This is a genomic window from Mesorhizobium sp. WSM4841, from assembly GCF_055811515.1.
The window spans coordinates 1-24,680 of the sequence record NZ_JBVVQC010000003.1 but is presented as its reverse complement, the minus strand read 5'-3'; the positions used below and the strand labels follow the sequence as shown (position 1 = coordinate 24,680).

Sequence of the window (24,680 nt, the reverse complement as noted above, 5' to 3'; positions counted from 1 at the left end):
TAACCCGGTTCTTCCGCCAGGAAGTAACCTGGCTCTTCCGCCGGCTGATGGGTCGGCCAGATTGCCCGTTCCCATCGGTGGTCGCCTGAAATGTCGGCTCGGGAAAGCGGCCTCAAGGATACCGGTATCCAGATCTCTGAAGCGACGGTCAGTGATTTCTTCGCGCTTCTGAAACCACGCGTCATGGCGCTTGCTGTTTTTACCGCTTTCGTCGGCCTGATGGTGGCGCCTGGGGCGATGAATCCGGTCATCGCCGTGATTGCAATTGGTGCAATTGCAGTTGGAGCGGGAGCGGCCGGGGCACTCAACATGTGGTACGATGCCGATATTGACGCGTTGATGTCGCGCACGTCGAAGCGGCCGGTCCCTTCAGGCCGGGTCACGCCAGGCGAAGCTCTCGGCTTCGGCCTGGTGCTTTCCGTACTTTCGGTCATGACGCTCGGCGTGCTGGTTGGGTGGCTTGCCGCATCGCTGCTGGCCTTCACCATCTTCTTCTACGTTGTCATCTACACGATGTGGCTGAAACGCTCGACGCCGCAGAATATCGTCATAGGCGGCGCCGCGGGTGCCCTTCCTCCTGTCATCGGGTGGGCGGCGGCCACCGGCGCCGTGGGGGCTGAAAGTCTCATCCTGTTTCTGATCATCTTCCTCTGGACGCCGCCGCATTTCTGGGCGCTCGCGCTGTTCAAGATCGGCGACTATGCTGCTGCCGGCATTCCCATGATGCCGAACGTGGCCGGCCAGGCTTCGACCAGAAAACAGATCTTCGTCTATTCACTGATCCTAGCACCAATCGGCGTGCTGCCTTGGGCCTTTGGATTCGCGAGCGGATTGTACGGGATTGTTTCGGCCGCATTGGGCGCGGGTTTCATCTGGCATGCCTGGAAGCTTCTGATCGACAAGGAGATGAATCGCGCAAAGGCGCTGTTTGCCTATTCGATTCTCTATCTTTTCGCGATCTTTGCCGTGCTGCTTGCCGATACCACTGCAATGCGTGTCGTCATGTCAGCCGGAAATTGACGGCATGACCTGCCTCGTGGCTGCATTGAATCCTGATGTTCTCGGATTGCTTGCCGGGTTGAGAATCGGCGATTGCTGATCGAGGTGCGCCCCGAACCTGCTCAAACCTCACATTGGCACTGCGCAGAATCCCAGCAACAGCAGAATAACTACGCCAAGGCCGAGCATGAGAACGGTCTTTCCATCCATGACCTTCACCCTTCAACCCAGCTTGGAGAATATCGAAGAAATGCGGTTAGAGCTAGCCGGATCACCGGAGCCGTCCTCTCAAGACAAAGGGCGGCGACAAATCCCCTGCAAGAGCGTATGTTGATCATGGTGCAGGTCGCGGTTTTGCGTGGCCAGTCACGCTGAACGGCAGCACCGTAAAATCGCGACCTTACCGGACCTGGTCTGGAGGAATGGTCATGGCAAGTTTTCACGTGATTGCAGGCGCCAGCGAGACGCTGGAGCACACCAGAATTCGAAAGATCGGCGTTTCCGACCTTTTCGACGCGCTCAAGCGCGGCGTCGACGATTTCATGGTCAAACCGTCGCATATCGTTTTCCTCTGCCTGATCTATCCGCTTGTCGGCGTCGTGCTCGCCGTCTGGACGTCGGGCAACAATGCGCTGCCGCTGTTGTTTCCGCTGGTGTCGGGTTTTGCGCTGATCGGTCCATTCGCGGCGATCGGCCTCTATGAGATCAGCCGGCGACGGGAGGCCGGGCTCGACGCCTCCTGGAGCCACGCTTTCGGGGTCAGGAATTCTCCGGCGCTGCCGGCCATCGCGGCGGTCGGGATCATGCTGCTTGCGATCTTCATCGCCTGGCTTTTGACCGCGCAGATATTTTACCAGCAAGTGTTCGGCCCGGCCCCGCCGGAATCGCTCTCCAGCTTCATCAGTGAAATATTCGCCACCGGACGCGGCTGGACGCTGATTATCCTTGGCCACGCTATCGGCTTTGTCTTCGCCGCCGTGGTGTTGTGCACCACGGTCGTCGCGTTCCCGTTGTTGCTCGATCGTGATGTCGGTGCCTACGAAGCCATCCACACCTCAGTGCGTGTGGTCCTGGCGAACCCGATCGTGATGGCTGTCTGGGGACTGATTGTCGCCGTCGCGCTGATCATTGGTTCGCTGCCGGTGTTCGCCGGGCTAGCGGTGGTGCTGCCGATCCTCGGTCACGCCACCTGGCACGTCTATCGGAAAGTTGTGGAATCGCCGGCCTCCACCAGACCGGCTAACTGACAAAATCCTGCCTGCCGCACCGGAGAGAGCATCGGTGCGGCAAGTTGGCCAGGGTGTTCAGTAAGCCGGGTAGCTAAAGCGGGCCTGGCGTGCGTCGCTGGTCAGGTTGCGGAAATCCTTGCCGCTGACATGCACGAGCGTCCTGTGGTCGCCGCCCTCGAAATAGATGTCGGCGGCATTGCCGAGGCTCTCATCGAGAATCACCGGCACATCGTAGGCCGCGCCGATCGGCGGGATGGCGCCGGTGTCGCAATCCTCGAAGAGCGAAACCACCTCGTCTTCGGAGGCGAGTCCGATACGTTTGTCCATGACATCCTGCAACGTGCCGAGCTCGATCCTGTGCGTGCTGGGAACCACGGCCAGCGCATAGCCGAGTTCGTGGTGAACGACCACCGATTTGGCCATTATGCTGCCGGGCACATGCGCCGCTATGGCGGCCTGCCTGCTTGTCGACGTGCGGTGGTGCTCGACGGTGTCATAGGAAATTCCTTTCCCGTCGATAAAGTCCTTCAGTCTGTTTGCGATCGTCATCCTGAGCCTCCCTTGCTGGAGTTCGCGACGCATGTGGAAACGCAGGCAATCATTCTCCTTCCGTCGTTTCCCGTGCTAACAAAAATGGGCCAGCTGTCGATTGTTTCAAGGCAGACAGGAGCGGACCGCAACTAGCGCTTCCAGCTCTTGACGGGAGACGCCGTCGACCCTGTACCCGGATTGCGCGTCAGGGCCCGGCCCCAAAAAACACCATCCGGGTGAGAAGCGTGTAATCCGATTCGAAGACCATCATTGTCACGAACACCAGCACTAGTATCGGCGGCAATATGATCGCATATGTCAGCGCCAGCCGTTCCCAGGCCATGTGCATGAAGACCGCGACGATCAGCCCGGCCTTGAGCATCATGAAGATCAGGATCAGCGACCATCTGAGATAGCCGTGGATGCCGAGATAATCGACCATATAGGAGCAGGCGCTGAGGATGAACAGCCATGCCCAGACGACCAGATAGAGCTTGATCGGGTGCTCCTGATGAACCTCCGCGGGGGCGATGCCGGTTGCTGTCGCATCATGCGCTTGAGCTCCGTGCAGCGTATGTTGCCCCAGGCCGTTTGCGGTTATCTCAGCCATATCTGCCTCTCACCAAAGATAGAAGAATGCGAAAATGAACACCCAGACCAGGTCGACGAAATGCCAGTAGAGCCCCATGATCTCGACGTTCTCGTAGCGACCCCTGCGGCTGGTGAAGAAACCAGGCCGTCCCGTGTCGTAATCGCCGCGCCAGACCTTTCGCGCCACGATGATCAGGAAGATCACCCCAAACGTCACATGGGTGCCGTGAAAGCCGGTGATCATGAAGAAGGATGACCCGAACTGCGCCGCACCCCACGGATTGCCCCAGGGCCGTACCCCTTCGGTGATCAGCTTGGTCCATTCGAACGCCTGCATGCCGACGAAGGTCGCGCCGAGTGCTGCGGTCAAAAGCATGAGGATCGCCGTTTTGCGGCGGTCGCGGCGATAGCCGAAGTTGACCGCCATGGCCATCGTTCCGCTGCTCGAGATCAGCACGAAGGTCATGATGGCGATAAGGATCAGCGGAATGTCCGAGCCGCCAATGTGAAGGGCAAAGACCTCGCTCGGATTGGGCCACGGCACTCGGGTAGACATGCGCGCGGTCATGTAGGAGAGCAGGAAGCAGCCGAAGACGAAGGTGTCGCTGAGCAGGAATATCCACATCATGGCCTTGCCCCAGGACACGTTCTTGAACGCGCGCTGATCCGAGGACCAGTCGGCCGCGACGCCTTGCAAGCCCGCCGGCCGCGGCTGTGTTTGGCCGATATGTGTCACTGTCGTCTCTGCCATCCGCCCGGCCCTCCTAGGTCAGCAACTGTCGGCAAATCTCGATAAAAGTCGCGGCCCAGCCGGCCAGAAGCGCGAAGATGGCGAGCCAGACGAAAAGCAGGAAATGCCAGTACATGGCGCACAATTCGACGCTGAGGCGAAGCCGCTCCGCCGGTGCTCCGTTCCAGGCGCCGGCAGTCGTTCTGCTCAGGCCCACCAGCCCTCCCAGTATGTGCAGGCCGTGCATCCCGGTTATCAGGTAGAAAAAACTGTTGGCCGGATTGGCGGTCAGCAGGTAGCCGTCGCCGGTCAGGTCCCGCCATGCCACAAGCTGTCCGATCAGGAAGCCAAGTGCGGTGAGCCCAGCTGTGACGAGGCCAAGCCTGACCGTGTCGATTTGGCCCCGGCGCGCAGCGACCGAGGCGCATTGCAGCGCGATGCTGCTCAGGACCAGCACGCCTGTGTTGAACCAGAGCACGCGCGGTAGCGGCAACGCCTGCCAGTCCGACAGCGCCATGCGCATGAAATAGGCGCTGGTGAAAAGCGCGAACAGGCAGCCGACGACGGCGAGGAAGACGCCGAGGCCGATCTTGGCGGTCGGCAGCGCCGATCCTTCCGAGCCGATAACATCCCCGATCACACCTTGCTCGAGCCATGGCTTGGCCATCAGCCGCTGGTGGGAGAGCCACCATCCGGCAAAGCCGGCGATCACGAGGAGGAAGACCAGAATGACGCTCATGCCGGCTCTCTTGAGGATCCGAAGGAGCCCGGCATGTTTTGCGGGATAAAGTCCTCTTTGGCGCCCGGCACGCTGTAGTCATAGGCCCAGCGATAGACGATCGGCAGTTCTTTGCCGAAATTGCCATGGGCGGGCGGTGTTTCGGGCGTCTGCCATTCGAGCGTCGTGGCGCGCCACGGATTGCCGCCGGCTTCCCGGCCATGGCGGATGCTCCAGATCAGATTGAACAGGAATACTATCTGGGCGAAGCCGACGATAAAGGCCATGACGCTGATGAACGAGTTCAGGTGGTGGGCCGATTCCGTCATCACCGTCATGTCGGTCAGTTCGTTGTAGCGGCGCGGCACGCCCATCAGGCCGATGTAGTGCATGGGAAAGAAAATCAGGTAGGCACCGAGGAAGGTGACCCAGAAATGGAACTGGCCCATTGCCTCGTTCAGCATCCGGCCAGTGACCTTCGGGTACCAGTGATAAATCGCCCCGAAGATCACGAGAATCGGGGCGACGCCCATGACCATGTGGAAATGGGCGACGACGAACATCGTGTCCGACAGCGGAACGTCGACGACGACGTTGCCGAGAAACAATCCGGTCAGCCCGCCATTGACGAAGGTGACGATGAAGGCCAGGGCAAAAAGCATCGGTATTGTGAGGTGGATGTCGCCGCGCCACAGCGTCAGTACCCAATTGTAGACCTTGATCGCGGTCGGTACGGCAATGATCAATGTCGTGGTGGCGAAGAAGAAGCCGAAATAGGGATGCATGCCGCTGACATACATGTGGTGGGCCCAGACCACGAAGCTCAGCGCGCCGATGCCGACGATGGCCCAGACCATCATCCGGTAGCCGAAGATGTTCTTGCGTGCATGGGTGCTGATCAGGTCGGATACGATGCCGAAGGCCGGCAGCGCCACGATATAGACCTCGGGGTGGCCGAAGAACCAGAACAGATGCTGGAACAGGATCGGGCTGCCGCCGCCATGCTGCAACTGTTCGCCCATCTCGACGATCGCCGGCATGAAGAAGCTGGTGCCGAGCGCACGGTCGAACAGCATCATCACGCAGGCGACAAACAGCGCCGGAAAGGCGAGCAGCGCCATGACCGTCGCGGTGAAGATACCCCAGACAGTCAGCGGCAGGCGCATCAGCGTCATGCCGCGTGTGCGGGCCTGCAGCACCGTCACCACATAGTTCAAGCCGCCCATGGTGAAGCCGATGATGAACAGGATCAGCGAGATGAGCATCAGCATGATGCCCCAGTCCTGGCCGCCTGGTGTGCCGGTCATGATCGCCTGCGGCGGGTAGAGCGTCCAGCCGGCACCCGTCGGCCCGCCGGGCGCAAAGAAGCTCGACACCAAAACCAGTACGGCGAGCAGGTAAATCCAGTAGCTCAGCATGTTGACATAGGGAAAGACCATGTCGCGCGCGCCGACCATCAGTGGGATCAGGTAGTTGCCGAAGCCACCCAGGAAGAGTGCCGTGAGCAGGTAGATCACCATGATCATGCCGTGCATGGTGATGAACTGGTAGTAGGCTTCCGGCGTGATGAAATCGAACGTGCCGGGGAAGCCGAGCTGCAGCCGCATCATCCAGGACAGCACCAGCGCCACCATGCCGATTGCCGTCGCCGTCGCCGAATACTGGATGGCGATGACCTTGGCGTCCTGCGAGAAAACGTATTTCGTCCACCAGCTGTGCGGATGGTAGAGTTCCATCTCCGGGACTTCGGCCGGCGGCACCGCATCTGCAGGCGTGATATCGACCATAGGAACACCTCCGTGCCCTTCTCGGCCAGGCTCGACAGTTTCGAGCCCTGCCGCAATTTCAACCCACGTCGCCGTCTTTCACGGCGTCTACTCTGCCGAGCCCACCTGCTGGGGGGCCGACAATTGCGCAAAAGTCTGCTGTTCGCCGAGCCAGGCCGTATAATCTTCCTGCGTGTCGACCATGACCACACCATGCATCAAAGGATGCCCCTGGCCGCAAAGTTCGGCGCACAGGACCTGGAAGGTTCCGGTCTTGGTCGGGGTGAACCAGAAATAGGTGACCGAGCCCGGGATCATGTCCATCTTGGCGCGGAATTCAGGGACATAGAAATCATGCAGCACGTCGATCGAGCGAAGCAGCATCTTGACCGGCTTGCCGACCGGCAGATGCAGATCGGCGGCTTCGACGACGACATCGTCCTGGCCACTGGGATCGTCGGCAATGACGCCCAGGGGATTTTCAGGGCTGACGTTACGGGTGTCGGATGTGCCGAGCTTGCCGTCCTTGCCGGGCAAGCGGAAACTCCATTGCCATTGCTGGCCGACGACTTCGACCACAGTTGCGTCGCTTGGGACGCTGACGAACTGGTTCCAGACGAACAGGCCGGGAACCAGCATGGCCGTGACCCCGGTTGCGGTGACGATCGTCAGCCACCATTCGAGCCGCTTGTCCTCGGGTTTGTATGCCGCCTGATTGCCTTCCCGATGACGGAAGCGGAAGACGCAATAGGCCATAAATAGGACGACGGCGGCGAAGACGACGCCGGTGATCCAGAAGGTGATGATGATGGTGTTGTCGATATAGTCCCAGTTAGAGGCAATCGGCGTCCACCACCATGGGCTCAGGAAGTGGAACAACACTGAGCCCACAACTACCAAAACGAGTACAAGCGCTATGGCCATATCCCGTTTCCTCCCGGCATTCCAAGGGCGCGAAGCCGTCCCAGGAAATGCCAAATGCATCATAGCTCGATTTCTGATCGAAATTCTAGTGCGGTCTTCCGGTCAGCCGAAAACGCAATGGCGATGATGTGGAAAAACCTAAGAAGAAGAAGGCTGCGGCGAAGAAAAAGCCTGCCAAAAGCGCCGAACAACACGGGTTTCCGCCGAATTGTGAAAGGCCGCCCCATGTGCGGTTTTGACCTTAGAGCGACGTGCGGCCACTTAGACGGACAAAATACACTCTGCACTCTCACTATCTGCGCATCGTGCTGTCCGCGAATCGATTCCGATTTTCGAGCCGATGCGGTAGGCGATAGATTCGTGCCCAAGCAGCGGTTGGCGGCTGGCGATACGAGGTTTTGATCATTATCTGCGCCGAGTTGCAAAGTGCAGGTCGTTGGAGGGATCGCTGAAGCTATTCGTCGGCATTGGAGGCGCGGTCGCCACGACGCTCCTCCTCGCGCTGGAGCGAATGGCTGCAGTTGAACGATGCCGTCTCCGCCAGCCGGACCATCACCGTGTCGGTAACCGTCGACAACGCCAGCAAGGTCAACGAAAGCTGGTCGGTCGGCAAGCGCGGGAGGAGGCTGGTTCGGGATGGTGTCAGGGCGAGGCGAGGCCGATTTCGACCTTGCCGGGCTCAGCGAGGCGGTCGGCCAGATCGCCGGCACCTGCAACACCGAGTTGCCGTGATCGGATCAGCAACGCTCGCCTCAATCACTAAGAAATCCAGGGAGTTGTTCCGGCGCAAACGTCTCGAACGCAACCGCGCAGCCAGCGATGCGCCGGATCGGCATCCAGCCGCGGGTGCCACAAAAGTGAAACCGTGATTTCCGGCAAGGGAATCGGCAGAGGGAAACAGAACATCCCGTCGCGCAGGTTCCCCGTATAGCGTTCGGGAACGCTGGCGATCAGGTCCGAGGCACGCGCCAGGGCCAGAGCTTCCGAAAAGCCGCCGACGACCGTGACGATTTCTCGTTTCAACCCTAACGGCTCAAAGGCGTCGTCGATCGGCCCCCTGTCGAGCCCGCGACGGGAGATGAGGATGTGCCGGCAGGCTGCGTAACGGGCAGGGGTGATCGTCAGCTCGCATAATGGATGCCCCATCCGCACGGCGCCGACGAAACGATCACGAAACAGCGCTTGCGCGCGCACCTCCGGTCCCGTGGCGTTTCCGACGACGCCGGTTTCCAGGTCTACGCTGCCGTCGCGCAGGGGCGTGCTGTCCTTGTCTGGCTTCAACACAAAACGCAGCCGCACGCCCGGTGCTTGTTGGCCGACGCGCGCAATGAGATCCGGTCCGAAACTCTCGACAAAGCCATCCTGGTTTCTGAGCGTGAAGGTTCGCACGAGCCGTTTCAGGTCGAACGTCTCAACAGGACGCAGAACGGATTCGGCGTCCTCCACAAGCTGACCGACGCGCTCGCGGAGCTCGATGGCTCGGGGTGTGGGCACGAGGCCGCGTCCAGCCCTGACTAGCAGCGGATCGCCGGTCGTCTCACGCAATCGCGCCAGCGCCCGGCTCATCGCCGACGGGCTCAGCCGCAGCCTCTTGGCGGCGCGCGCCACGCTGCCTTCCGTCAGCAGCACATCAAGGGTGACAAGCAGATTGAGATCGGGATGCGACATATGCTGATCGTAGCACGGTCGGCACTATGTGACATAGCGTCAGACGCAATGATTAACTGCAAACGATGCGCCTTTCGTCATACCAAGCCAAGGACTACCTGTCTGCCAACTCCGTTTCAGGAGTCGCCAGAAAACGGAGTTCATGTTGAAGCCAATCGATGCAGGACGGGCAGTCGCTGGAAATCCACAACGGGCACCTTCGGTTCGGTGGGCACTCGCCAGCCTTTCGTTGTCGATGTTGCTGTCCTCACTCGGGATCAGCATCGCCAATGTTGCCTTGCCGACGTTGGCGCAGGCGTTCAACGCCTCGTTCCAGGACGTCCAGTGGATCGTGCTGGCTTATCTCCTCGCCATCACCACGCTGATCGTCAGCGTCGGACGGCTCGGTGACATCACCGGCCGCCGGCTGCTGCTGCTGGCCGGGCTCTTCCTGTTCACGACGGCCTCAGTCCTATGTGGTTTCGCGCCGACGCTCTGGCTGCTGATCTCAGCCCGGACGGCGCAGGGCCTGGGGGCGGCTATCATGATGGCGCTGACCATGGCCTTTGTCGCTGAGACGGTTCCGAAGGCAAGGACCGGCAGCGCCATGGGGCTGCTCGGAACGATGTCGGCGATCGGCACCGCTCTGGGTCCCTCGCTCGGCGGCCTTCTGATTGCCGGAGCCGGTTGGCGGGCGATCTTCCTCGTCCACGTGCCACTGGGGTTGCTGGCATTTGTTCTCGCCTATCGCTATCTGCCGGCTGATCGCCGGGGGCCGAAGACGGATCGGGCCGGCTTCGACGTTGTCGGCACGCTGCTGCTTGCCTTGACGCTTGGCGCGTATGCGCTCGCGATGACGATCGGGCGTGGCAGTTTTGGTCCGCTCAACATGGCTCTGTTGGTGGCTGCCGTCTTCGGAACCGGCTTCTTTGTGCTTGTGGAGGCGAGAGTGGCGTCGCCTTTGATCCGATTGGGCGCGTTCCGCAATGCGATGCTGAGTGCCAGCCTCGCCATGAGCGCGCTCGTTGCGACGGTGATGATGGCGACGCTGGTGGTCGGGCCGTTCTATCTGTCTCGTGCGCTCGGGCTCGACGCGGCTCTTGTTGGCATCGTCATGTCGGTCGGTCCGCTTGTCGCCGCGCTGACCGGTGTGCCAGCTGGTCGCATAGCCGACCGTTTTGGCGCTGGGCGCATGACCATCATTGGGCTCATCGCGATAGCCGCCGGTTGCTTCAGTCTATCCGTGATGCCGGCAATATCAGGCGTCCCCGGCTACATCGCCCCGATCGCAGTCATCACATCGGGCTATGCGCTGTTCCAAACCGCCAACAACACCGCTGTCATGTCGGATATCCACCCGGACCAGCGGGGCGTCGTTTCCGGCTTGCTCAATTTGTCGCGCAATCTCGGGCTCATCACCGGCGCATCCGTCATGGGCGCTGTGTTCGCATTCGCCTCAGAGGCGATGGACATCGCAACGGCGCGCCCCGAGGCCGTTGCCGCCGGTATGCGGATCACGTTCGCGGTCGCGGCTATACTGATCGTCGTCGCGCTCGCCATCGCGGTTGGCAGCCGTACTCCCGCGCCACGTCCTTCGCTGCCTGGCGTGTCATGACACGAGACGGGAAGCTTTCGGCGAGAAGCCGACGCATGTTCAAGCAGGGCGTCAGATCAGCAGCAGGCCCTTCATGCTGGCATGACCCTTCTTGCCGATGATGATGTGATCGTGGACGGCGATGCCGAGCGGTTTGGCCGTCTCGATGACCAGCTTGGTCATCTCGATGTCTGCGCGCGACGGCGTCGGATCGCCTGACGGATGGTTATGCGCCAGTATGATCGCCGTGGCGGAGAGTTCGAGCGCGCGCTTGACCACTTCGCGCGGATAGACCGGCGTGTGGTCGACGGTGCCGACCTGCTGCACCTCGTCGGCGATCAGTGCGTTCTTCTTGTCGAGAAACAGGATACGGAACTGCTCGCGCTCCTCGAAGGCCATGACCGACCGGCAGTATCCGAGAACCTGCGTCCAGGACGACAAGACCTCGCGGCCTTTGATCTCGCTACGTGCCGCGCGTTGGGCGGCCGCGGCAACGATCTTCAGATCGAGCGCCACCGCCGGGCCGATACCCCTGACCTCCTCAAGCCGCGCGACCGGCGCGCCAAGCACCTCGGCCAGCGTGCCGAAGCGCGCCAGCAATGCCTTGGCGACGGGTTTGGTGTCGGCGCGGGGGATCAGGCGAAAGAGCAAGAGCTCCAGCAATTCGTAATCGGGGAGGGCGTCGGAACCCGCGGCCGCGAACCGTTGGCGCAAGCGGTCGCGATGACCGAGATAATGCGGCTTTTCGACCGACGTGGCTTTCGCGAGCGATTTTGTCGGTCTCTCGGGAAAGAAACCCCGCTCGTCGTCGTCGCTGGTTGTCCCCATGGCCGCCCGCATTTTCTTGACCGGAAAGATCCGGCCCTCGCACAAACACTAGGCCGGCAGGCCGGGACGGTCGAGGCTTTTTGGCGACAGCGTGAAAATCTCGCATCCGGTTTCGGTGACGCCGATCGTGTGCTCATACTGCGCCGACAGCGAGCGGTCGCGTGTCACCGCCGTCCAGCCGTCCGACAGCACTTTTACGTGCGGCCGGCCGAGATTGATCATCGGCTCGACGGTGAAGATCATGCCCGGCCGCATCTCGACGCCTTCGCTGGCGCTGCCATAGTGCAGGATGTTCGGCGCGTCGTGAAAGAGCTGGCCGACGCCGTGGCCGCAGAAATCGCGCACCACCGAGCAGCGCTCGCTTTCGGCATAGGTCTGGATGGCGGCGCCGATGGCGCCGGTGCGGGCGCCGGGCTTGATCGCCGCGATGCCGCGCATCAGGCATTCATGCGTGACCTCGAGCAGGCGCTCGGCGGCGCGCTTGATCGTGCCCACCGGATACATGCGCGAGGAATCGCCGTGCCAGCCATCGAGGATGTAGGTGACGTCGATGTTGACGATGTCGCCGTCCTTCAACGGCTTGTTGTCGGGAATGCCATGGCAGACGACGTGGTTGATCGAGGTGCAGGACGACTTCGTGTAGCCGCGATAGTTGAGCGTCGCCGGCAATGCGCCGTGATCCATGCCGAACTCGAAGACGAAACGGTCGATGGTTTCGGTGGTGACGCCCGGTGCGACGATCGACACCAGTTCGTCGAGGCAGCGCGCGGTGAGATCGCAGGCCTTGCGCATGCCGGCAAAGCCTTCTTCGCCATAGAGGCGGATCTGGCCGGTGTTTCTGAGTGGTGCCATGGCGGCGTCGAGATAGGTGACCATTGTGTCCGTCTTGCCGGAAGAAAGGGCTTCCAATGAGCCCGCGCGAAAATCCTCCCAGATTTGGCACCGGACGGCGTCAGGTTCAAGGACGAACTGCCGGCGATCGGCTTAAGCCGGCGATATTCATACCTCGCGGCTTCATCTTGTGCCTGTCCGGCGCGTGCCGGGGTGTTTGTCCGCACTGACGACATATTTCTGAGCAAGAAGTGGGGCCTGAGCGAAAAGCCGGTCAAAGCAACTTTGCGACGAACGGTGTTGCTGCGGGAACGCGTTCGGGAGAGACAGGAATGGACAGATTGCAATTCGAGGTGCCGGTGCGCATCACGACCGCGCCTGGCCTGCCGGTCGAGGAAATCTACAGCGTCGAACAGGCGCTGGATTTCCTGCAAGGCTGGCCGGTTCGCCGGCAAGGCCCGGTCTATCAGGCCGCATTCAATGCCTGCTTCGGCGCCACGGTCGACCTGGTCGAGACCGAGGACGCCTGCCGGGCGTTCATGGCGTTCTGCCGGGTGAGCCGCCTGCTGGCCAGGGATATGATGGTTCCGGGCAAGCGTTCTGGTGAGGCGAGGGGGCTGAGAGCTTAGCGGCCGAGCTGGCATCCCACACTTCCATGCGTTCGACGAGCGGCAAATCTGGCCCAGAGCGGCATGCTCTTCGGTGATGCTGTGCCAGCCAGTCACGAATCGGCTATGCCTCGCGCATGCAGGAAACGTCTCTTTACATGCCGGTGAAGCGGTTTCTTGAGGGCCTGGAATTCACCGTCAAAGGCGAAGTTGGTGGTTGCGACGTCGTGGGGTTGCGCGACGGCGAGCCGCCCGTGGTCGTCATCTGCGAATTGAAATTGCAGTTCAACCTCGAGCTCATACTTCAAGGTGTCGATCGTGCTGCGTCATGCGATGAGGTCTGGCTTGCGGCGCGCATGTCAAGTCGAGGCAAAGGCCGCGAGCGCGATCGCCGGTTCCGCGCACTCTGCAGGCGGCTCGGCTTCGGCCTTTTGGGAGTTGGTTCCGCCGGCAACGTCGAATTGCTGCTCAGCCCGGCCGCCTTGCCGCCCCGGCGAGATCCGAGGCGAAGATCGCGCCTGGTGGACGAGCATCGGCGCCGGCGCGGCGACCCTGTGGTCGGCGGCGGCTCGCGTACGCCGATAATGACCGCTTACCGACAGGATGCACTGGCCTGCGCCGCTGCCATGGTTGACGGCCCGAAGCGTCCGCGCGACTTGAAAACCGTTTCACCACGCGCTGCCAAGATCCTGCTTCACAACGTCTATGGCTGGTTCGCCAGGGCCGAGCGCGGCGTCTATGCGCTTACGGACGTTGGCCGTGCTGCGTTGCAGCGCTGGCCGCAACCGGCTCCATGACGAGGCGGCACGAGTCGTTTGAGCGGCTTGCAGCGGCAGGGGACCTCTCCCGACTTGATTGCCGTTGCGTTTGGCCGCTCTGGACGGGCCAATCGCGTGCTGATCCTAAGGCAAGCCCCTCGTCAAGCAACAGAAGAGATGGAGCGGCTCGTGGTTGCCGCCGCGCAACCTTAAGCAGATTTGTCAGCCCCAGCGGCACCGACGGCTGGATGACGGGCGTCTCGCGCTCAGGTTTCTTTATGTAGAGCGGCTTGGCTGTCCTCAACTGCTGCAATTGTCGCCGGGCCTTGGCGCGCAGGGCGGTTTCCGCCGGCGCGGGCGATCCATTCTCAAGCACCAGCGTGAAAGCCTGGGCCGCCTCATCCGTCCGCTGAAGGGCGAGAAGGCTGCGGCCCCGGGGCATAACGCGCTAGGGTGAAGCCCGGGTCGAGGTCCGTGGCTCGTCCAAACGATTCGATGGCTGCGGAGTGGTCGTTTAGCGACTGCTGCGCAATGCCCAGGCAAAGCCAGGCGTTTACAGATTGCGGCGACATAGCTGCAAGCGCGCCGAAGCATTCCGCAGCCTGACGGTTATCGCCCTTCGTACCCAGAACGTGACCGAGTCCGTACAGCGCCTGATCATGCGTGGGCTCGGTGTTCAGGATTTGGCGATAGACGTTCTCAGCCTGGATGAACCAACCTTTCTGTGGAAGCGGGCCGCCTCCTGCGGGGCAGGTCTGTTCAATAGCCATGCGAACCAGCTTGAGGGCGGCCCAGGCGTTGCGGATGTTCTCTTGGGCTTCCATGCTTCCTCGCTGAGATGGACTGTCTCAGCGTCAACCGTGAAGGCGAGGCCTGTTCCATCAAAGTCTAACGACTGGGAAAACGCACTGGAAAGCACGTGCGGTAATAGTTGTTTCAACGATTACTGGTATTTTGGAGGAGTGTGGTAGCGGCTCCGACAGTAGCGCGGGAAGGCGAATTGCCGGAGCCGCCAGCGCAGCCCGTTTGGGGGTTTGACCGCGCCGTCCTATTCTGGGACAGCGCGGTCAACGATTCGTTAAAATTTTCCGGAACTAATTAAGAGCATGCTAATTGAATCGCGGCTCCTTCAAGGATGCAGGAAAGGACAAAATCCGCATCGGTCCACCGTTCCAACGCAAAACCCGGTCTATTTCGCCCGCTGGTTTGCTCCCGATCGACCCGAGGTCTACTGCGACGACCCGGACGCAATCCTGCTAGTCACGGCTCTTGGCCTCGACCCTGACGCGATTCTCGCGCCTATCGAGGCCAGATAAAGATTTCTAGCGGGTGTGTTTCTCAAGCGGTACGCCCAGGCGAACCGTTTGGACGTTATCGGTTCAGCCTTTCCACCGTTTCGATAATGGCTTTGGCAAGCGCTTCGCCCTCATGGGCCGGTTCGGGACCATAGAGCAGCAGGATAGCTTCCTCGCTCGGCAGCACGCCGGCGGGCAGGTCTGTTCGATCGCCATGCGAACCAGCTTGAGCGCGGCCCAGGCGTTTTGGATCGTCTCTGGCGCTTCCACTGCATCCTCGCTGAGATGGTCGGCCCGACAGCCGCTGCGGAGTAGGCAACCAACCGCCGGGCCTAACCGGCGGGGGTGTGGGCGTGCCCGCCGGCTGGGAAAAATAATAAGCCGTTTCATGCAGAATTGCTAATTTAGTAAATGATCATGATCCGTTCCCCTAGCCACCAGATGGGACGGGCCTAGACTCGAATTTGTGCGTAAACCATCGATCAGAATTGGAGGCTGCGCAAATGAACCTCATTGAACAACTGGCTCGTAAACTAAGTCAGGATCGTCGCGCAATGGCGCTGATGGAAAAGCTAGCTGGGCAGTTAAGTAAAACCAAGCGTTTCAAGCTCGCGACCGAGCAACTCATCAGCCAAGAACGTCCCGGCAGCTCGGCCCGATTCATCCCCTTAGCCAGACACCATAACGTCTTGTTTGTTTGTCCCTCCCAGTCAAATGCCGCGCCGGTTCCACCTCAACATCTGTGGGAAGGATACGCCCAGACTGAATTAGACTATTTGAAATGCGGACAAGATGACGTGGCACAAATGCTTTGCATCCTCAATGAAGTCGGGCAACCGCCTATTCCGTTGACACGCGTGCTCGATCTCGGATGCGCCAGTGGCCGCATGCTGCGATTTCTTCCGCGAGACGAGACATCAGAGCATTGGGGCCTCGACATTAATGCCGAGCATATCGCTTGGTGCCAGGAACACCTTAATCCGCCGATGCTCTTCGCAACCAACACCACAGCACCGCATCTTCCATTTGAAGACAGCACCTTCGACTTGGTTTACTGCGGATCGGTTTTCACGCATATATCCGAATTGGCTGAGGCGTGGCTCCTCGAAGTTCGGCGCGTTCTCCGTCAGGACGGTTACGCATATATCACCATTCATACTCGGCAGACGATTGATCTTCTGCGAACGAAGTATCGCGATGATCCACTTTTCTCTGACCTACTTGCAGAACTGAACTCCAACTTCGCCGAAAATAATCCTGATGGAGTCGAGTGGTCGGTGTTTACCTTCGGCGCTGACCCGAACTCTCAGGTGTTTTATGACGTCCCTTCCTTGGAGCGGCGGTGGGGCCGGATCATACCGGTTGTCGCTGTGAAGGAGCAGGCGCACGATCATCAGGCCGCAGTGGTTATGCGAAAATGAGATATGCAGCCGCCGTGATGTCGAAGGAGCCTTATGACCCCACGGTCACGCTGACTGGATCAACGGTCAACTCCAAAAAGGTTGGAGTGTCATGGCGCGCTGTCAATAAGACCTTGTTGACCGGAACGTCACGCGGCGGCCAATGTAGGTTTCGTCCGCCTCGACGGTCTTGCCGTCGCCGCCCATCCGCATGAAGTCATCCGAGCGCATTGCCTCGCGAATGCGATGGGCCAGGAACCACGCGGTCTTGTAGGTGCATTCCAGAACGCGGTGCAGCTGATGGGCGCTGATGCCGTCCGTCGTGATTGGTGGCGTCCCTTGCGAAGGGCACTCACGTTCTGGTTCGCGTGTGAACCATTAGGGCCGGCGGCACGTTTCTCTGCGAATCCAACACAATTGACGGCATGACCGTGGAGGAACCAAAGCATCAGCATGCGCTGGAGAAACAAGGCACGCCTGGTGCCTTGGCGAACTTTCCTTATGACCGAATGACAGTCGAACGATTTCGGGCGGCATTTCCGCGAGCGAGGTGGAGCGACGAGCGCAGGAGCTGGTTTGTACCAGGCAAGACGGCGGCCCGCCGGGTTGACCGCTGGCTGGCGCGTGAGGCCGAGTTGCTGGCGATCCACGCCGACAGCAAGGGGCGCGACGCGTTCGCTTTCGATCCGATCTCCAGTCCCTATCTCGAGGTTGCCGACGACCTGCGCATTCGGACACCCTATTCGAAGACCGTCCTTCGGGAACTACACGAAATTCCCTGGGCAAGTTGGGACGATGAACTCCGGGCGTGGCGCGTGCCGTTTCGATCCTATGAGGAACTGCGGCGCCGATGGCCGACAATCGAAGAGGCTGCCAGACGTAGCGAACCCGAGGAAAGGAAGCGACGACGCGAGGCGGCGAGGGACTCGGAAGCTCAAAGAACCACGCGGTTGCGATATGCGGAACGCCGCCGCCATCGCTATCCGTTGCCTGCTGAAGACTTGCCTCCGATGGGCCGCGCTGTCGCAACAGAGCAGTACGGCATTGTCGTCTTTACCGATGTGTCAGGGGAAATTGCCGAGCCGTCGGCAGTAGCTGCTTTCTGCCCACATGCGACGCGGACCGACATCGACTACGTGTGGGGAACGTGGCGCTCGGCAACGCTGACGGAACTCATCAGGACATGGCCCGCTCGTCGTGAAGCCGGGCCGATGGAACATTCCCGGGGCTGGTGGCAGCCGACGCTCACCGAACTCAGAGTCGCTCGTCGAAACGCTCGCATCATCGAGCGTCGAAGGCGAAACCGCGATCTCGGTCCAACGTCATGAAACTCAGACCGCGACCCGAGCGGCCCGCTCTCTCCGCCAGAGGCGCGGGCTTTCATTTGTTCGGCGGTCCGCTGGCGGGGGACGGAGATTGAAAATCTGCGGCGATCTGTCGAGTTACACGATGGGCTGCCTGAGAAAGCCGGCGGTTACCGTTCGGACGCCCTAAGGCTCCGCGCCGCCTCATCGAGCGCCAGCGGATCGTCACCGAGGCGGTCGATAAGCTCTTGAGCTTGATCGCCGGTGATGCCTGTTCTCATCGCCAGTGCTTCCGCCGCCTCAACATCCGATTGACCAGCAGCACGCTTGCCTTTCTTCTCTCGGCTTTGGGTCTGCGCGGGAACTGGTACATCGGCACCAGATATTGCTGGTGGCCGAGCACCGAGCGAGCGGTCTTCGGTCTCGATCTCCAGCGCTTCCCATATCTCATAAGCGCGTCGCCTAATGCGTTCGTGTTTCTCGTCTGACATGTTCATTCCTCCCGTTGCCTTTTCTCCAACGCGTGGGGCCACGGAACGATCCGATCCTACGCGCCGATTTCGGACAAAAGAGGGACGAAAGACTGGCTTCCGGAGCACCGTGCCTGCCGCGTGTTGCGACGCCGCGATGCGTTAGGTGGCCTGGAGAAAATCCTCGTGCGCTGCTCGGGAGCGATACCACGAGGGAACGCGACCGCCGCTCCGCTCGCTGATTACTTTTGATCTAGCTGCCGTCATGCCATCCACCTCAATACCCAAAACGGAATACGATCCGGAGAGCCGAATCCTTTCGGTGTGGTTCGTCGCCAGCGGAAAACGATATGAGTTTGAGGGCGTGCCGCCGGAGACTTTTGCCGCATTCAAAGCGGCCTTCGCCAAGGGCCGCTACTTCAACGACCACATCCGCAATCACTTCCGGTACCGACGGGTTGCGGCCGGCAACGAGACGGGATGATCTGGATCTGCTGACATCGGAAGGCCATCCATCGAGACCATCGGGGCTGGCTTCGCCTCACGTCAAAGGCGGCTGATGCGTAATTTGGAAAGGCGATCCGTCCCAATAAGTTCATACGAGAGGGGTTAACTATGCGATCCGCAACGGTTCTCTCCTCGTTGCTCGCGCCGGCTCTATGGGCGGCTCATCTTTTGCTTGTCGTCTGGGGACTTAATGCCGCAGCCCGGTCCGATCCGGTGTTTTGTTCCAGCGATTCATCGAACCAGAAAACGGGGACCGCCACGGCATGTCCGTTCGTGCTCGCGGGATCATCAAGCAACGGATCGGGGTGATTGTGCTTTGGCGTTGCGAACTCACAGCAGCGGGCGGCCTGTGCTCTTGGCCAGCGTTGGCCCAGGCTCGGCCAGGTGCGCCGCTGGCATAGGTCAGGGTGACGAACTCACGCCATCCCTCCTGCAGGCTAGGCTGATCGATCTGACGCTACCAATCCGAAATAGCAGAAGGAATATGAGGGGGCGGCATGATAGACGACGAAGCAACGCCCACCGCCAGCGCGCGGAGGGCTCAGCCCGCGAAAGGACGACGATGCAAACGGCTGAAGTCGACTGTCAGCGTCAGAGCTCAAAGCGCCGAGCCTAGAGACCGGGCAGCCTACGCGGCGCGTCGTTGAGCGAGGTGGAAACCCGAACGGGCTCGACGAGGCTCGACGGCGGTCACGATGCTGTGGTGGTGATCACAGTAGACGCGATCCGGCGAAGTTGGCCCAGCGCAAAAACGGTAACCGCCAGGTACTGACGGGTCTTCGCTCACCGGAAAGCGGCACTGATAGAGGCCTAGCTGAATGAGGGGGACATCCCTCGACGTTAGTCTGGTGTTTTCAGGCATGATGTCTTTCTAGTTTCCTAAGGTTGGCCGTAGGCCATCGCCATGATCCAATAGTCTGATTTCCCCTGTGGAGGGCAGCGCGACTGCGTCGAGTTTATCTCGCTTGGCTGGCTATGGACCACCATGTGGTGTCGGGAACTGCTTCAAGCAATTATTTGCGGCTAGAAGCCACACCGCTGCTGATGGGGTGCGCGAAGCAGGCATCCTTGTCCGTGCCGGTCGCCCCCCGGGTTGCGGCAGGCGGGGTGAGGGTGGCTTGTGGGGGCCCCATGACGCCGCACGAGGGCGTGAGCCGACCCGATATTGGCGAGCTATTCCTGCGTCAGGCCGATCTTCTTGCCTATGGTGCGCACTGTTCAGGCGTCCTGGCTCAGGCCACCTTGACCATCGAGCGCCCGGTCGTCTCGTCGAACAGGCTCTGCTTGAGGACGGACAAAGCCCGCCTGAAAGACCTCGTAGGCGCAGGCGGTGCCGAAGCGGGTGACGTAGCCGCTGACGTCGGAGAATGTCGGCGGTGTTGGTGTCAGTCATGGTTCACTCCTTCGGGGCAGCAGTTTCTGAACGCGGGCAAAGCCATCAAGCTGGCGTTCGATGCAGTCGGCTTCCTTGCTGTAGTCGGGCACGCCGCCGTCGATGCCGCCGGCTTGCCTGCCGCCATTGCGGGCGAGAGTCCAGAAGCTGCCTAGCCGGCCGGCAACAAATCAACGCGGTGGGCACCGGGTCAGCTTTTCCACCGTCTCAATGATGGCTTTGGCCAGCGCTTCCCCCTCATGGACCGGCTCAGGACCATAGAGCAGCAGGACAGCTTCTTCGCTCGGCAGCACACCAGCGGGGCACGTCATTTCGATAGCCATGCGAACTAGCTGTAGCCCTGCCCGTTCACCGCGTTCGTTTGCGGCACTCTCTCTGATGCGGCTGCGGAGCTTCTCGGCAAAATCCTGCTCCGGCCCGCTCATCTTGGTGCTCCTGGTCGCGCGATCGTATCAAGCGCAACGTGGGTAGCAACAAAACCGTCCGTTTTGCGGTCAGGAGGTGTGGAATGGCCGACGACCGACAGTGTTTGAGCGGATCAGAGCGAAAGCGAGGGGCGGACCGACGCTCACCGACACGGTGAAGGCCATTCGGAACCGTCCGCGGACGAATAGTGAAGCGACTGGCTTCAAGGGGGAGCGCCACGATGGCCCGGTGCAGGACGAAGCGAAGCATTTCCAGATTTGCCCTGTCTGCGGGCAAGAAATGGACATGCGCGATCTTGGCGAGGCTCTTCACCACGCTACGCCAAGCCACAAGCCTTTGAAGTATCCCGACTAGCGGGCTGGAGGCACGTCAGAACTGCTCGTCCTGGCGCATAGCCTGGGAGCGCGGTACATGCGGCAGATGTGCAGACGGGCTGCCCAGCGGCCGGCCTAGTGTGGCCCCAAGTCTGAGAGTTTGGTCATATTGTGCCGGCAAGGCGGAGTGTATCGGAGCCATGTCGAGGCGGGCATTATGGCCGCCTTGCGCCTGGCCCTGTCGTAGTTGCTCTTAGCTCACGTTCAGAATCAGTGGCCACCCATGATAACTTTTGCCATCAAGTCACGAAGCCTGTTAGCGTCATAGCCTTTACCGATAGCACCGGCGCGTCGCTCTCGGGCGGTTCGAGTTACAAGATCAACCTGCCGCCGAACGTTCCAGCCGCCACTTTCTGGTCGGTGACGCTCTACGAAGCCGAGAACGCCTCGGGCCTGGCCAACGGGCAACCATTCCCGTCGCTCGGCTCGCGCGACAAGCCGGTGCAGAACGCCGACGGCAGCACGGACCTTTACCTCGGCCCCAAAGCCCCAGAGGGCAAGGCCGGCAACTGGCTCGCGACTGTGCTGAACAAGGGGTATTTCGCCATCCTCAGGCTCTACGGCCCGACCGAAGCTGCCATCGACAAAAGTTGGAAGCCCGGCGATATCGAGAAGGTGAATTGACGACAGCTGCCGATGCCGGGCGGTGAACCATTGGTCGAGATGCGACCTTCGCTGCATTACTGCAAAGGTCCGGGACTGGCGCTATTTGCTCGTTCCAATCGATGAGACGAATGACAACATTCTATCCTTTGGAGTCGTTCGTTCGCGAGTGTCGCATGACACGATCTGACCCTCGGTTGGCGTCGGGCCTTACGGCAGCCCATCGGCGCTTAGCGGAAGTTTCGTGGGCCGATCTGAAAGCGTCCTTTAGTTAGCCACAATGTGACATGGATGAACGCGCCCGCCGGTAATCTCATGAGCGCTGACGGAAAAGGTCCGGTCACGGAAAAATGGCAGGCAACGCTGCCCGCCATCTCCGACTTCACCAAACCGGCAGCGTTTACTGGTGGCCAACCATCGTGCAGAAGTCGCCATGCCCCTGGTCATCACTGGCTATGTCGCCGCATTCCTGCTTTATCGTGGCGCGATCCTCGTCTTTCAACCCCTCCCAAGCGGCCTTGAAGTCGGCTTCCGATTTTAAGGTCTTCATGTCGGCAGCGGTGTAGAAGGGCGCCATTTTCGTCGGCTCGTCGAGGGCGCCACCGTGTTCGGCAAGTGCGGCGCCGGTCATCATCGAAAACGCCATCGCGCCCGTGCAAAGCATCTTGAGGTTCATGGTCATTTCTCCTGGTTGCTTTTATTTCGTGCTCGTGCGGGATCGGCACGGGTCGGGCCTACCCCTAGGTCAACCATAGGAGAGCACTTGGCTCCGCGATATTGTCCTTTAGGGAACTTGCGGTGGAGTCTCGTCGCCCAATTACCGGCAGCCGGAAGCGCCACCGTCACGCCCTCGCACTGATATTGTCAATGCCTATGTCATCGCCCCAGATGACGAGGATGTTGGGTTTTTTCCCGGTCTGAGCCAGCGCCTTTGGCACGGCCGGCAGCATTGATGCTACCAGCAACGAACAGCCGCTGAGCAATAGGTCGCGCCGTTTCATCCGTCCGCCCGTTTGCTGCACTCCGTGCCGGCGATCACTACCATGATTACCACTCATGACGAGCTTCCCATCTCTTGTTCACGCCTGCCATGCCAAGCGGTACTGTCAAAGCTGGCATCAAAAAAGTGTTGGCGGTATTGCCCTTATGAACAGAACCGCTCTGCGACTTCTTCAACCAGCCAGCCTGGTACTTTTTCAACCAGGGGTAAGTTAGCAATAAGGGTCCGCTCGCAATGCGTGCGCGAGGCCCTTCGCGAAAATCTCATGCTTCAATGGGCGCGCTCACCCTAGGACCCGCGCCCTCTGCAGCCTCCAGCGTTGTGCGACCAGTCGTTCTTCAATCAGTCGCCGTCAACGTGACGGTGGTGACACCACCCGCGATGTTGATGCCTTGCTGACCCTCGACCGAGATCGGCTGCAAGGAGAGCGAACGGTCGCTGCCGCCGACAAGAATATTGGCGCCAGCGCCGGCGCCGAAAGATGCGTTGGCGCCCACACCGGTATAGGTGCCCGCCAGTGCACCCGCCGGAAGGCCGCTTGTCGCCGCAGCCACGCCCCAGATCAAATGCCCATCTTTCACCTCGCCGAGTTCTAAGCCGAACTGATCAATTGAACCGGCATAGTTTTCGACCTTACCGCTCTGGTCTTGGAAAACGCAGGCAAGTTTCTGCTTTTCGACCACGAACATGCCGATCCCGCGTGACACATCGCACGACAATGTGCCGACCTGTGTCGAGTTCTGGGCAGTCGCAGCGAGGGGGATCGATAGTACGAAGAGCGCAAAACATGCGCTGCGAAGGTAGGCCATTATCATGTCTCCCTTGAATTGATGTCGCTTGTTGCGATGGCCGCTCCTTGGGGGAGCGAGCCCCTAAATGTGCGAAGTGCCATTCCTAGTAGCACGATGGATAGGGATAGTACCCGCATTGGTCCCCATAGTAGCCGTAGCGGTATGGAGCGGTCGCCGCGGCACCGATGGCAGCGCCAGCCACCACGCCCGCTGCAACGCCTGCGCCGCCATACCAGGCCCCGTGGTAAACCGGAGCGTGCCAGTAGCCGCCCCCGCCATAGCCCCCGCCATGCCATCCGCCGACATGGGCGAAGGTGGCATCACCGACATGCGCGTAGCCGCCGTGGAAGCCGCCGCCGTGGAAGCCGCCGCCAAAGTTATCGATGAAAACAGCCGCCGGCCCAGCGGCGCCATCCAGATTTCCCTCCAGGACGGCGACGTCGAACGTCAGCGTTGTTCCTTCCAGCTTCGGAGTTTTCAGGGTCACGACAACATCGCTTATATCGGATCCATCGCCGCCGAGCATCGAGACTGTCGCATTCGGGGGGTCGATGGCAAAGTTGTCCTTGCCTTCATCCCACTGCATGATGAATTGCTCGGTGGTGACATGCCCTGCGGCCCGCACCGGTCGGTCGGCGAATACAATTGCGTTCTTGGATACGCCTGTCAGGACCAGTTTGCCGCCCTCCAGCTTGGCGCCATCCGCGTTGACGACGGCGAGCGATGGCACCGGACCGGTCGGCGTAACCTCGCCGATGGTCTTCTCGAGCGGCACATGCGGCTTCTTGGTGGCATCCTGGGCCATTGCCCCGGTGGCTGCCATGGCCAAACCTCCAGCAAAAGCCATCAGGCTTGTGGTGCGAATCCTATTCATTGCAGTTATCCTTCGCGTTTGAGGTTGCCGGTACTGTACTTGCGTCGGTTTTCACCCTGATCGAAACCCGAAACCATGGTTCTACTTCTCTGGAAAAATCTGTTTCCAGTCGGTCTTCATACTCACCACCGACCAGTGGTTGATCGCCGCGGCATCGAGTGCGAGGTCGAGGCGGCCGAAATCGGTGTCGCGGTGGTGCCGGAGGATTTCGAAATCCCGCCAGCTGTTCAAATTGGAACGGCCGAGGCAGAGTGTCGGTTGTGACTGGGAGAAGACACTCTGGACTGACGCAACGTTAGCTGTCGGCCGGTCTCGGCGATATTGTCCTTTGGGGAAAGCGGCATTGCGGATTTGGAGGCGGATTGCCTAGGCGGCGGCTATCGTGACTTAGGGATTGCCTCTGCAATCGGTTTGAGCGACCCGAGACATAGGTGACGTTTTGTACCGGACACATGGGTAACACTTTTGGCTTTTGGCCGGAGGTGTTGA

Annotated in this window: 28 protein-coding genes and 2 pseudogenes; 11 read left to right on the top strand and 19 right to left on the bottom strand. The window is 60.6% G+C overall.

All coding sequences use genetic code 11. The annotated features are described in order from the left end of the window. Positions 1 to 90: 90 nt before the first annotated feature. The 3 genes from AC0L14_RS04010 to AC0L14_RS04000 all read left to right on the top strand — a co-directional run bounded on the left by AC0L14_RS04010 (position 91) and on the right by AC0L14_RS04000 (position 2,246). Positions 91 to 1,020, top strand: coding sequence for a heme o synthase (locus AC0L14_RS04010; protein WP_473748723.1), 930 nt, complete (start codon positions 91 to 93; stop codon positions 1,018 to 1,020). 72 nt (positions 1,021 to 1,092) lie between these two features. After that, a complete protein-coding gene (locus AC0L14_RS04005) occupies positions 1,093 to 1,374 on the top strand; it encodes a hypothetical protein (RefSeq protein ID WP_473748722.1) in 282 nt (93 codons plus the stop codon). Between the two features lie 53 nt (positions 1,375 to 1,427). After that, positions 1,428 to 2,246, top strand: coding sequence for a DUF2189 domain-containing protein (locus AC0L14_RS04000; protein ID WP_473489585.1), 819 nt, complete (start codon positions 1,428 to 1,430; stop codon positions 2,244 to 2,246). 57 nt (positions 2,247 to 2,303) lie between these two features. Here AC0L14_RS04000 and AC0L14_RS03995 read toward each other — a convergent pair whose 3' ends face one another. From AC0L14_RS03995 to AC0L14_RS03960, 8 genes are all read right to left on the bottom strand, one after another. Beyond that, entirely contained in the window at positions 2,304 to 2,777 is a 474-nt protein-coding gene (locus AC0L14_RS03995; RefSeq protein ID WP_123150665.1) for an aminoacyl-tRNA deacylase, read from the bottom strand. Between the two features lie 187 nt (positions 2,778 to 2,964). After that, entirely contained in the window at positions 2,965 to 3,369 is a 405-nt protein-coding gene (locus AC0L14_RS03990) for a cytochrome C oxidase subunit IV family protein (protein WP_473748721.1), read from the bottom strand. A 9-nt stretch (positions 3,370 to 3,378) separates the two neighbouring features. Continuing rightward, complete coding sequence (locus AC0L14_RS03985) at positions 3,379 to 4,101, bottom strand: heme-copper oxidase subunit III family protein (protein ID WP_473489587.1); 723 nt, start codon at positions 4,099 to 4,101, stop codon at positions 3,379 to 3,381. 13 nt (positions 4,102 to 4,114) lie between these two features. Beyond that, positions 4,115 to 4,819 (bottom strand): cytochrome c oxidase subunit 3, encoded by a 705-nt coding sequence (locus tag AC0L14_RS03980; protein ID WP_473748720.1) that lies wholly within the window; start codon positions 4,817 to 4,819, stop codon positions 4,115 to 4,117. Beyond that, positions 4,816 to 6,585, bottom strand: coding sequence for a cytochrome c oxidase subunit I (gene ctaD, locus AC0L14_RS03975; RefSeq protein WP_473489589.1), 1,770 nt, complete (start codon positions 6,583 to 6,585; stop codon positions 4,816 to 4,818). Before ctaD ends, AC0L14_RS03980 begins: the two co-directional genes overlap by 4 nt. An 87-nt stretch (positions 6,586 to 6,672) precedes the next feature. Continuing rightward, the gene (gene coxB, locus AC0L14_RS03970; RefSeq protein ID WP_473489590.1) at positions 6,673 to 7,488 is read right to left on the bottom strand and encodes a cytochrome c oxidase subunit II; all 816 of its coding nucleotides are present in this window, start codon (positions 7,486 to 7,488) and stop codon (positions 6,673 to 6,675) included. 454 nt (positions 7,489 to 7,942) lie between these two features. Beyond that, on the bottom strand, positions 7,943 to 8,101 hold the full coding sequence (locus AC0L14_RS03965) for a hypothetical protein (RefSeq protein ID WP_473489591.1): 159 nt from the start codon (positions 8,099 to 8,101) through the stop codon (positions 7,943 to 7,945). Between the two features lie 146 nt (positions 8,102 to 8,247). Next, positions 8,248 to 9,156 carry a LysR family transcriptional regulator gene (locus tag AC0L14_RS03960; RefSeq protein WP_473748719.1) on the bottom strand — a complete coding sequence of 303 codons (909 nt, stop codon included), beginning with the start codon at positions 9,154 to 9,156 and terminating at the stop codon, positions 8,248 to 8,250. A gap of 142 nt (positions 9,157 to 9,298) precedes the next feature. On the opposite strand from AC0L14_RS03960, the gene AC0L14_RS03955 reads away from it, so the two are divergent. Then, positions 9,299 to 10,750: an MFS transporter gene (locus tag AC0L14_RS03955; protein ID WP_473489593.1), complete on the top strand. Its 1,452-nt coding sequence runs from the start codon at positions 9,299 to 9,301 to the stop codon at positions 10,748 to 10,750. A gap of 51 nt (positions 10,751 to 10,801) precedes the next feature. On the opposite strand, the gene radC is transcribed toward AC0L14_RS03955, so the two are convergent. Then, positions 10,802 to 11,557: a RadC family protein gene (gene radC, locus AC0L14_RS03950; RefSeq protein ID WP_473489594.1), complete on the bottom strand. Its 756-nt coding sequence runs from the start codon at positions 11,555 to 11,557 to the stop codon at positions 10,802 to 10,804. Positions 11,558 to 11,605: 48 nt separating this feature from the next. Then, positions 11,606 to 12,433 carry a type I methionyl aminopeptidase gene (map, locus tag AC0L14_RS03945; protein WP_123150673.1) on the bottom strand — a complete coding sequence of 276 codons (828 nt, stop codon included), beginning with the start codon at positions 12,431 to 12,433 and terminating at the stop codon, positions 11,606 to 11,608. 287 nt (positions 12,434 to 12,720) lie between these two features. Between map and AC0L14_RS03940 the strand changes: the two genes are divergently transcribed. Both AC0L14_RS03940 and AC0L14_RS03935 read left to right on the top strand, forming a co-directional pair. Then, on the top strand, positions 12,721 to 13,017 hold the full coding sequence (locus AC0L14_RS03940) for a DUF982 domain-containing protein (protein ID WP_473489595.1): 297 nt from the start codon (positions 12,721 to 12,723) through the stop codon (positions 13,015 to 13,017). Between the two features lie 116 nt (positions 13,018 to 13,133). Beyond that, positions 13,134 to 13,793 (top strand): DUF2161 domain-containing phosphodiesterase, encoded by a 660-nt coding sequence (locus AC0L14_RS03935; protein ID WP_473489596.1) that lies wholly within the window; start codon positions 13,134 to 13,136, stop codon positions 13,791 to 13,793. 359 nt (positions 13,794 to 14,152) lie between these two features. Here AC0L14_RS03935 and AC0L14_RS03930 read toward each other — a convergent pair whose 3' ends face one another. Then, positions 14,153 to 14,578 (bottom strand): tetratricopeptide repeat protein, encoded by a 426-nt coding sequence (locus tag AC0L14_RS03930; protein ID WP_473748718.1) that lies wholly within the window; start codon positions 14,576 to 14,578, stop codon positions 14,153 to 14,155. A gap of 974 nt (positions 14,579 to 15,552) precedes the next feature. Between AC0L14_RS03930 and AC0L14_RS03925 the strand changes: the two genes are divergently transcribed. Beyond that, a complete protein-coding gene (locus AC0L14_RS03925; RefSeq protein WP_473748717.1) occupies positions 15,553 to 16,470 on the top strand; it encodes a class I SAM-dependent methyltransferase in 918 nt (305 codons plus the stop codon). Between the two features lie 120 nt (positions 16,471 to 16,590). Here AC0L14_RS03925 and AC0L14_RS03920 read toward each other — a convergent pair. Continuing rightward, positions 16,591 to 16,764 (bottom strand): annotated as a pseudogene (locus AC0L14_RS03920) (IS1595 family transposase); the annotation flags it as partial. 110 nt (positions 16,765 to 16,874) lie between these two features. Between AC0L14_RS03920 and AC0L14_RS03915 the strand changes: the two are divergent. After that, positions 16,875 to 17,777, top strand: a complete 903-nt coding sequence (locus tag AC0L14_RS03915; protein ID WP_473748716.1) for a hypothetical protein — start codon at positions 16,875 to 16,877, stop codon at positions 17,775 to 17,777. Between the two features lie 146 nt (positions 17,778 to 17,923). Here the strand turns inward: AC0L14_RS03915 and AC0L14_RS03910 are convergent, their stop codons facing one another. Beyond that, entirely contained in the window at positions 17,924 to 18,250 is a 327-nt protein-coding gene (locus AC0L14_RS03910) for a DUF2934 domain-containing protein (protein ID WP_473748715.1), read from the bottom strand. Between the two features lie 139 nt (positions 18,251 to 18,389). Between AC0L14_RS03910 and AC0L14_RS03905 the strand changes: the two genes are divergently transcribed. Then, positions 18,390 to 18,707, top strand: a complete 318-nt coding sequence (locus AC0L14_RS03905) for a KTSC domain-containing protein (RefSeq protein WP_473748714.1) — start codon at positions 18,390 to 18,392, stop codon at positions 18,705 to 18,707. A gap of 1,154 nt (positions 18,708 to 19,861) precedes the next feature. After that, entirely contained in the window at positions 19,862 to 20,278 is a 417-nt protein-coding gene (locus AC0L14_RS03900; RefSeq protein ID WP_473748713.1) for a hypothetical protein, read from the top strand. Positions 20,279 to 20,293: 15 nt separating this feature from the next. Here the strand turns inward: AC0L14_RS03900 and AC0L14_RS03895 are convergent, their stop codons facing one another. Next, positions 20,294 to 20,548 carry a hypothetical protein gene (locus tag AC0L14_RS03895; RefSeq protein ID WP_473487206.1) on the bottom strand — a complete coding sequence of 85 codons (255 nt, stop codon included), beginning with the start codon at positions 20,546 to 20,548 and terminating at the stop codon, positions 20,294 to 20,296. Between the two features lie 588 nt (positions 20,549 to 21,136). On the opposite strand from AC0L14_RS03895, the gene AC0L14_RS03890 reads away from it, so the two are divergent. Further along, positions 21,137 to 21,547, top strand: coding sequence for a DUF1214 domain-containing protein (locus tag AC0L14_RS03890; RefSeq protein ID WP_473638150.1), 411 nt, complete (start codon positions 21,137 to 21,139; stop codon positions 21,545 to 21,547). A 379-nt stretch (positions 21,548 to 21,926) separates the two neighbouring features. On the opposite strand, the gene AC0L14_RS03885 is transcribed toward AC0L14_RS03890, so the two are convergent. The 5 genes and pseudogenes from AC0L14_RS03885 to AC0L14_RS03865 all read right to left on the bottom strand — a co-directional run. Next, positions 21,927 to 22,202, bottom strand: coding sequence for a hypothetical protein (locus AC0L14_RS03885; protein ID WP_473748712.1), 276 nt, complete (start codon positions 22,200 to 22,202; stop codon positions 21,927 to 21,929). 166 nt (positions 22,203 to 22,368) lie between these two features. Continuing rightward, positions 22,369 to 22,584: a hypothetical protein gene (locus tag AC0L14_RS03880; RefSeq protein ID WP_473527536.1), complete on the bottom strand. Its 216-nt coding sequence runs from the start codon at positions 22,582 to 22,584 to the stop codon at positions 22,369 to 22,371. A gap of 280 nt (positions 22,585 to 22,864) precedes the next feature. Further along, a complete protein-coding gene (locus AC0L14_RS03875) occupies positions 22,865 to 23,335 on the bottom strand; it encodes a DUF992 domain-containing protein (RefSeq protein ID WP_473748711.1) in 471 nt (156 codons plus the stop codon). A gap of 85 nt (positions 23,336 to 23,420) precedes the next feature. Beyond that, complete coding sequence (locus AC0L14_RS03870) at positions 23,421 to 24,191, bottom strand: hypothetical protein (RefSeq protein ID WP_473748710.1); 771 nt, start codon at positions 24,189 to 24,191, stop codon at positions 23,421 to 23,423. An 81-nt stretch (positions 24,192 to 24,272) separates the two neighbouring features. Continuing rightward, a pseudogene (locus AC0L14_RS03865) lies at positions 24,273 to 24,404 on the bottom strand (haloacid dehalogenase-like hydrolase); the annotation flags it as partial. Between the last annotated feature and the right edge of the window lie 276 nt (positions 24,405 to 24,680).

Bases quoted from the DNA above. Each gene is read 5' to 3' on its own strand.
- AC0L14_RS04010 (WP_473748723.1), top strand. From the start codon at position 91: ATGTCGGCTCGGGAAAGCGGCCTCAAGGATACCGGTATCCAGATCTCT.
- AC0L14_RS04000 (WP_473489585.1), top strand. From the start codon at position 1,428: ATGGCAAGTTTTCACGTGATTGCAGGCGCCAGCGAGACGCTGGAGCAC.
- AC0L14_RS03995 (WP_123150665.1), bottom strand. From the start codon at position 2,777: ATGACGATCGCAAACAGACTGAAGGACTTTATCGACGGGAAAGGAATT.
- AC0L14_RS03990 (WP_473748721.1), bottom strand. From the start codon at position 3,369: ATGGCTGAGATAACCGCAAACGGCCTGGGGCAACATACGCTGCACGGA.
- AC0L14_RS03985 (WP_473489587.1), bottom strand. From the start codon at position 4,101: ATGGCAGAGACGACAGTGACACATATCGGCCAAACACAGCCGCGGCCG.
- AC0L14_RS03980 (WP_473748720.1), bottom strand. From the start codon at position 4,819: ATGAGCGTCATTCTGGTCTTCCTCCTCGTGATCGCCGGCTTTGCCGGA.
- ctaD (WP_473489589.1), bottom strand. From the start codon at position 6,585: ATGGTCGATATCACGCCTGCAGATGCGGTGCCGCCGGCCGAAGTCCCG.
- coxB (WP_473489590.1), bottom strand. From the start codon at position 7,488: ATGGCCATAGCGCTTGTACTCGTTTTGGTAGTTGTGGGCTCAGTGTTG.
- AC0L14_RS03960 (WP_473748719.1), bottom strand. From the start codon at position 9,156: ATGTCGCATCCCGATCTCAATCTGCTTGTCACCCTTGATGTGCTGCTG.
- AC0L14_RS03955 (WP_473489593.1), top strand. From the start codon at position 9,299: ATGTTGAAGCCAATCGATGCAGGACGGGCAGTCGCTGGAAATCCACAA.
- radC (WP_473489594.1), bottom strand. From the start codon at position 11,557: ATGGGGACAACCAGCGACGACGACGAGCGGGGTTTCTTTCCCGAGAGA.
- map (WP_123150673.1), bottom strand. From the start codon at position 12,433: ATGGTCACCTATCTCGACGCCGCCATGGCACCACTCAGAAACACCGGC.
- AC0L14_RS03940 (WP_473489595.1), top strand. From the start codon at position 12,721: ATGGACAGATTGCAATTCGAGGTGCCGGTGCGCATCACGACCGCGCCT.
- AC0L14_RS03935 (WP_473489596.1), top strand. From the start codon at position 13,134: ATGCAGGAAACGTCTCTTTACATGCCGGTGAAGCGGTTTCTTGAGGGC.
- AC0L14_RS03930 (WP_473748718.1), bottom strand. From the start codon at position 14,578: ATGGAAGCCCAAGAGAACATCCGCAACGCCTGGGCCGCCCTCAAGCTG.
- AC0L14_RS03925 (WP_473748717.1), top strand. From the start codon at position 15,553: ATGAACCTCATTGAACAACTGGCTCGTAAACTAAGTCAGGATCGTCGC.
- AC0L14_RS03915 (WP_473748716.1), top strand. From the start codon at position 16,875: ATGACCGTGGAGGAACCAAAGCATCAGCATGCGCTGGAGAAACAAGGC.
- AC0L14_RS03910 (WP_473748715.1), bottom strand. From the start codon at position 18,250: ATGAACATGTCAGACGAGAAACACGAACGCATTAGGCGACGCGCTTAT.
- AC0L14_RS03900 (WP_473748713.1), top strand. From the start codon at position 19,862: ATGACGCCGCACGAGGGCGTGAGCCGACCCGATATTGGCGAGCTATTC.
- AC0L14_RS03895 (WP_473487206.1), bottom strand. From the start codon at position 20,548: ATGAGCGGGCCGGAGCAGGATTTTGCCGAGAAGCTCCGCAGCCGCATC.
- AC0L14_RS03885 (WP_473748712.1), bottom strand. From the start codon at position 22,202: ATGAACCTCAAGATGCTTTGCACGGGCGCGATGGCGTTTTCGATGATG.
- AC0L14_RS03880 (WP_473527536.1), bottom strand. From the start codon at position 22,584: ATGAGTGGTAATCATGGTAGTGATCGCCGGCACGGAGTGCAGCAAACG.
- AC0L14_RS03875 (WP_473748711.1), bottom strand. From the start codon at position 23,335: ATGGCCTACCTTCGCAGCGCATGTTTTGCGCTCTTCGTACTATCGATC.
- AC0L14_RS03870 (WP_473748710.1), bottom strand. From the start codon at position 24,191: ATGAATAGGATTCGCACCACAAGCCTGATGGCTTTTGCTGGAGGTTTG.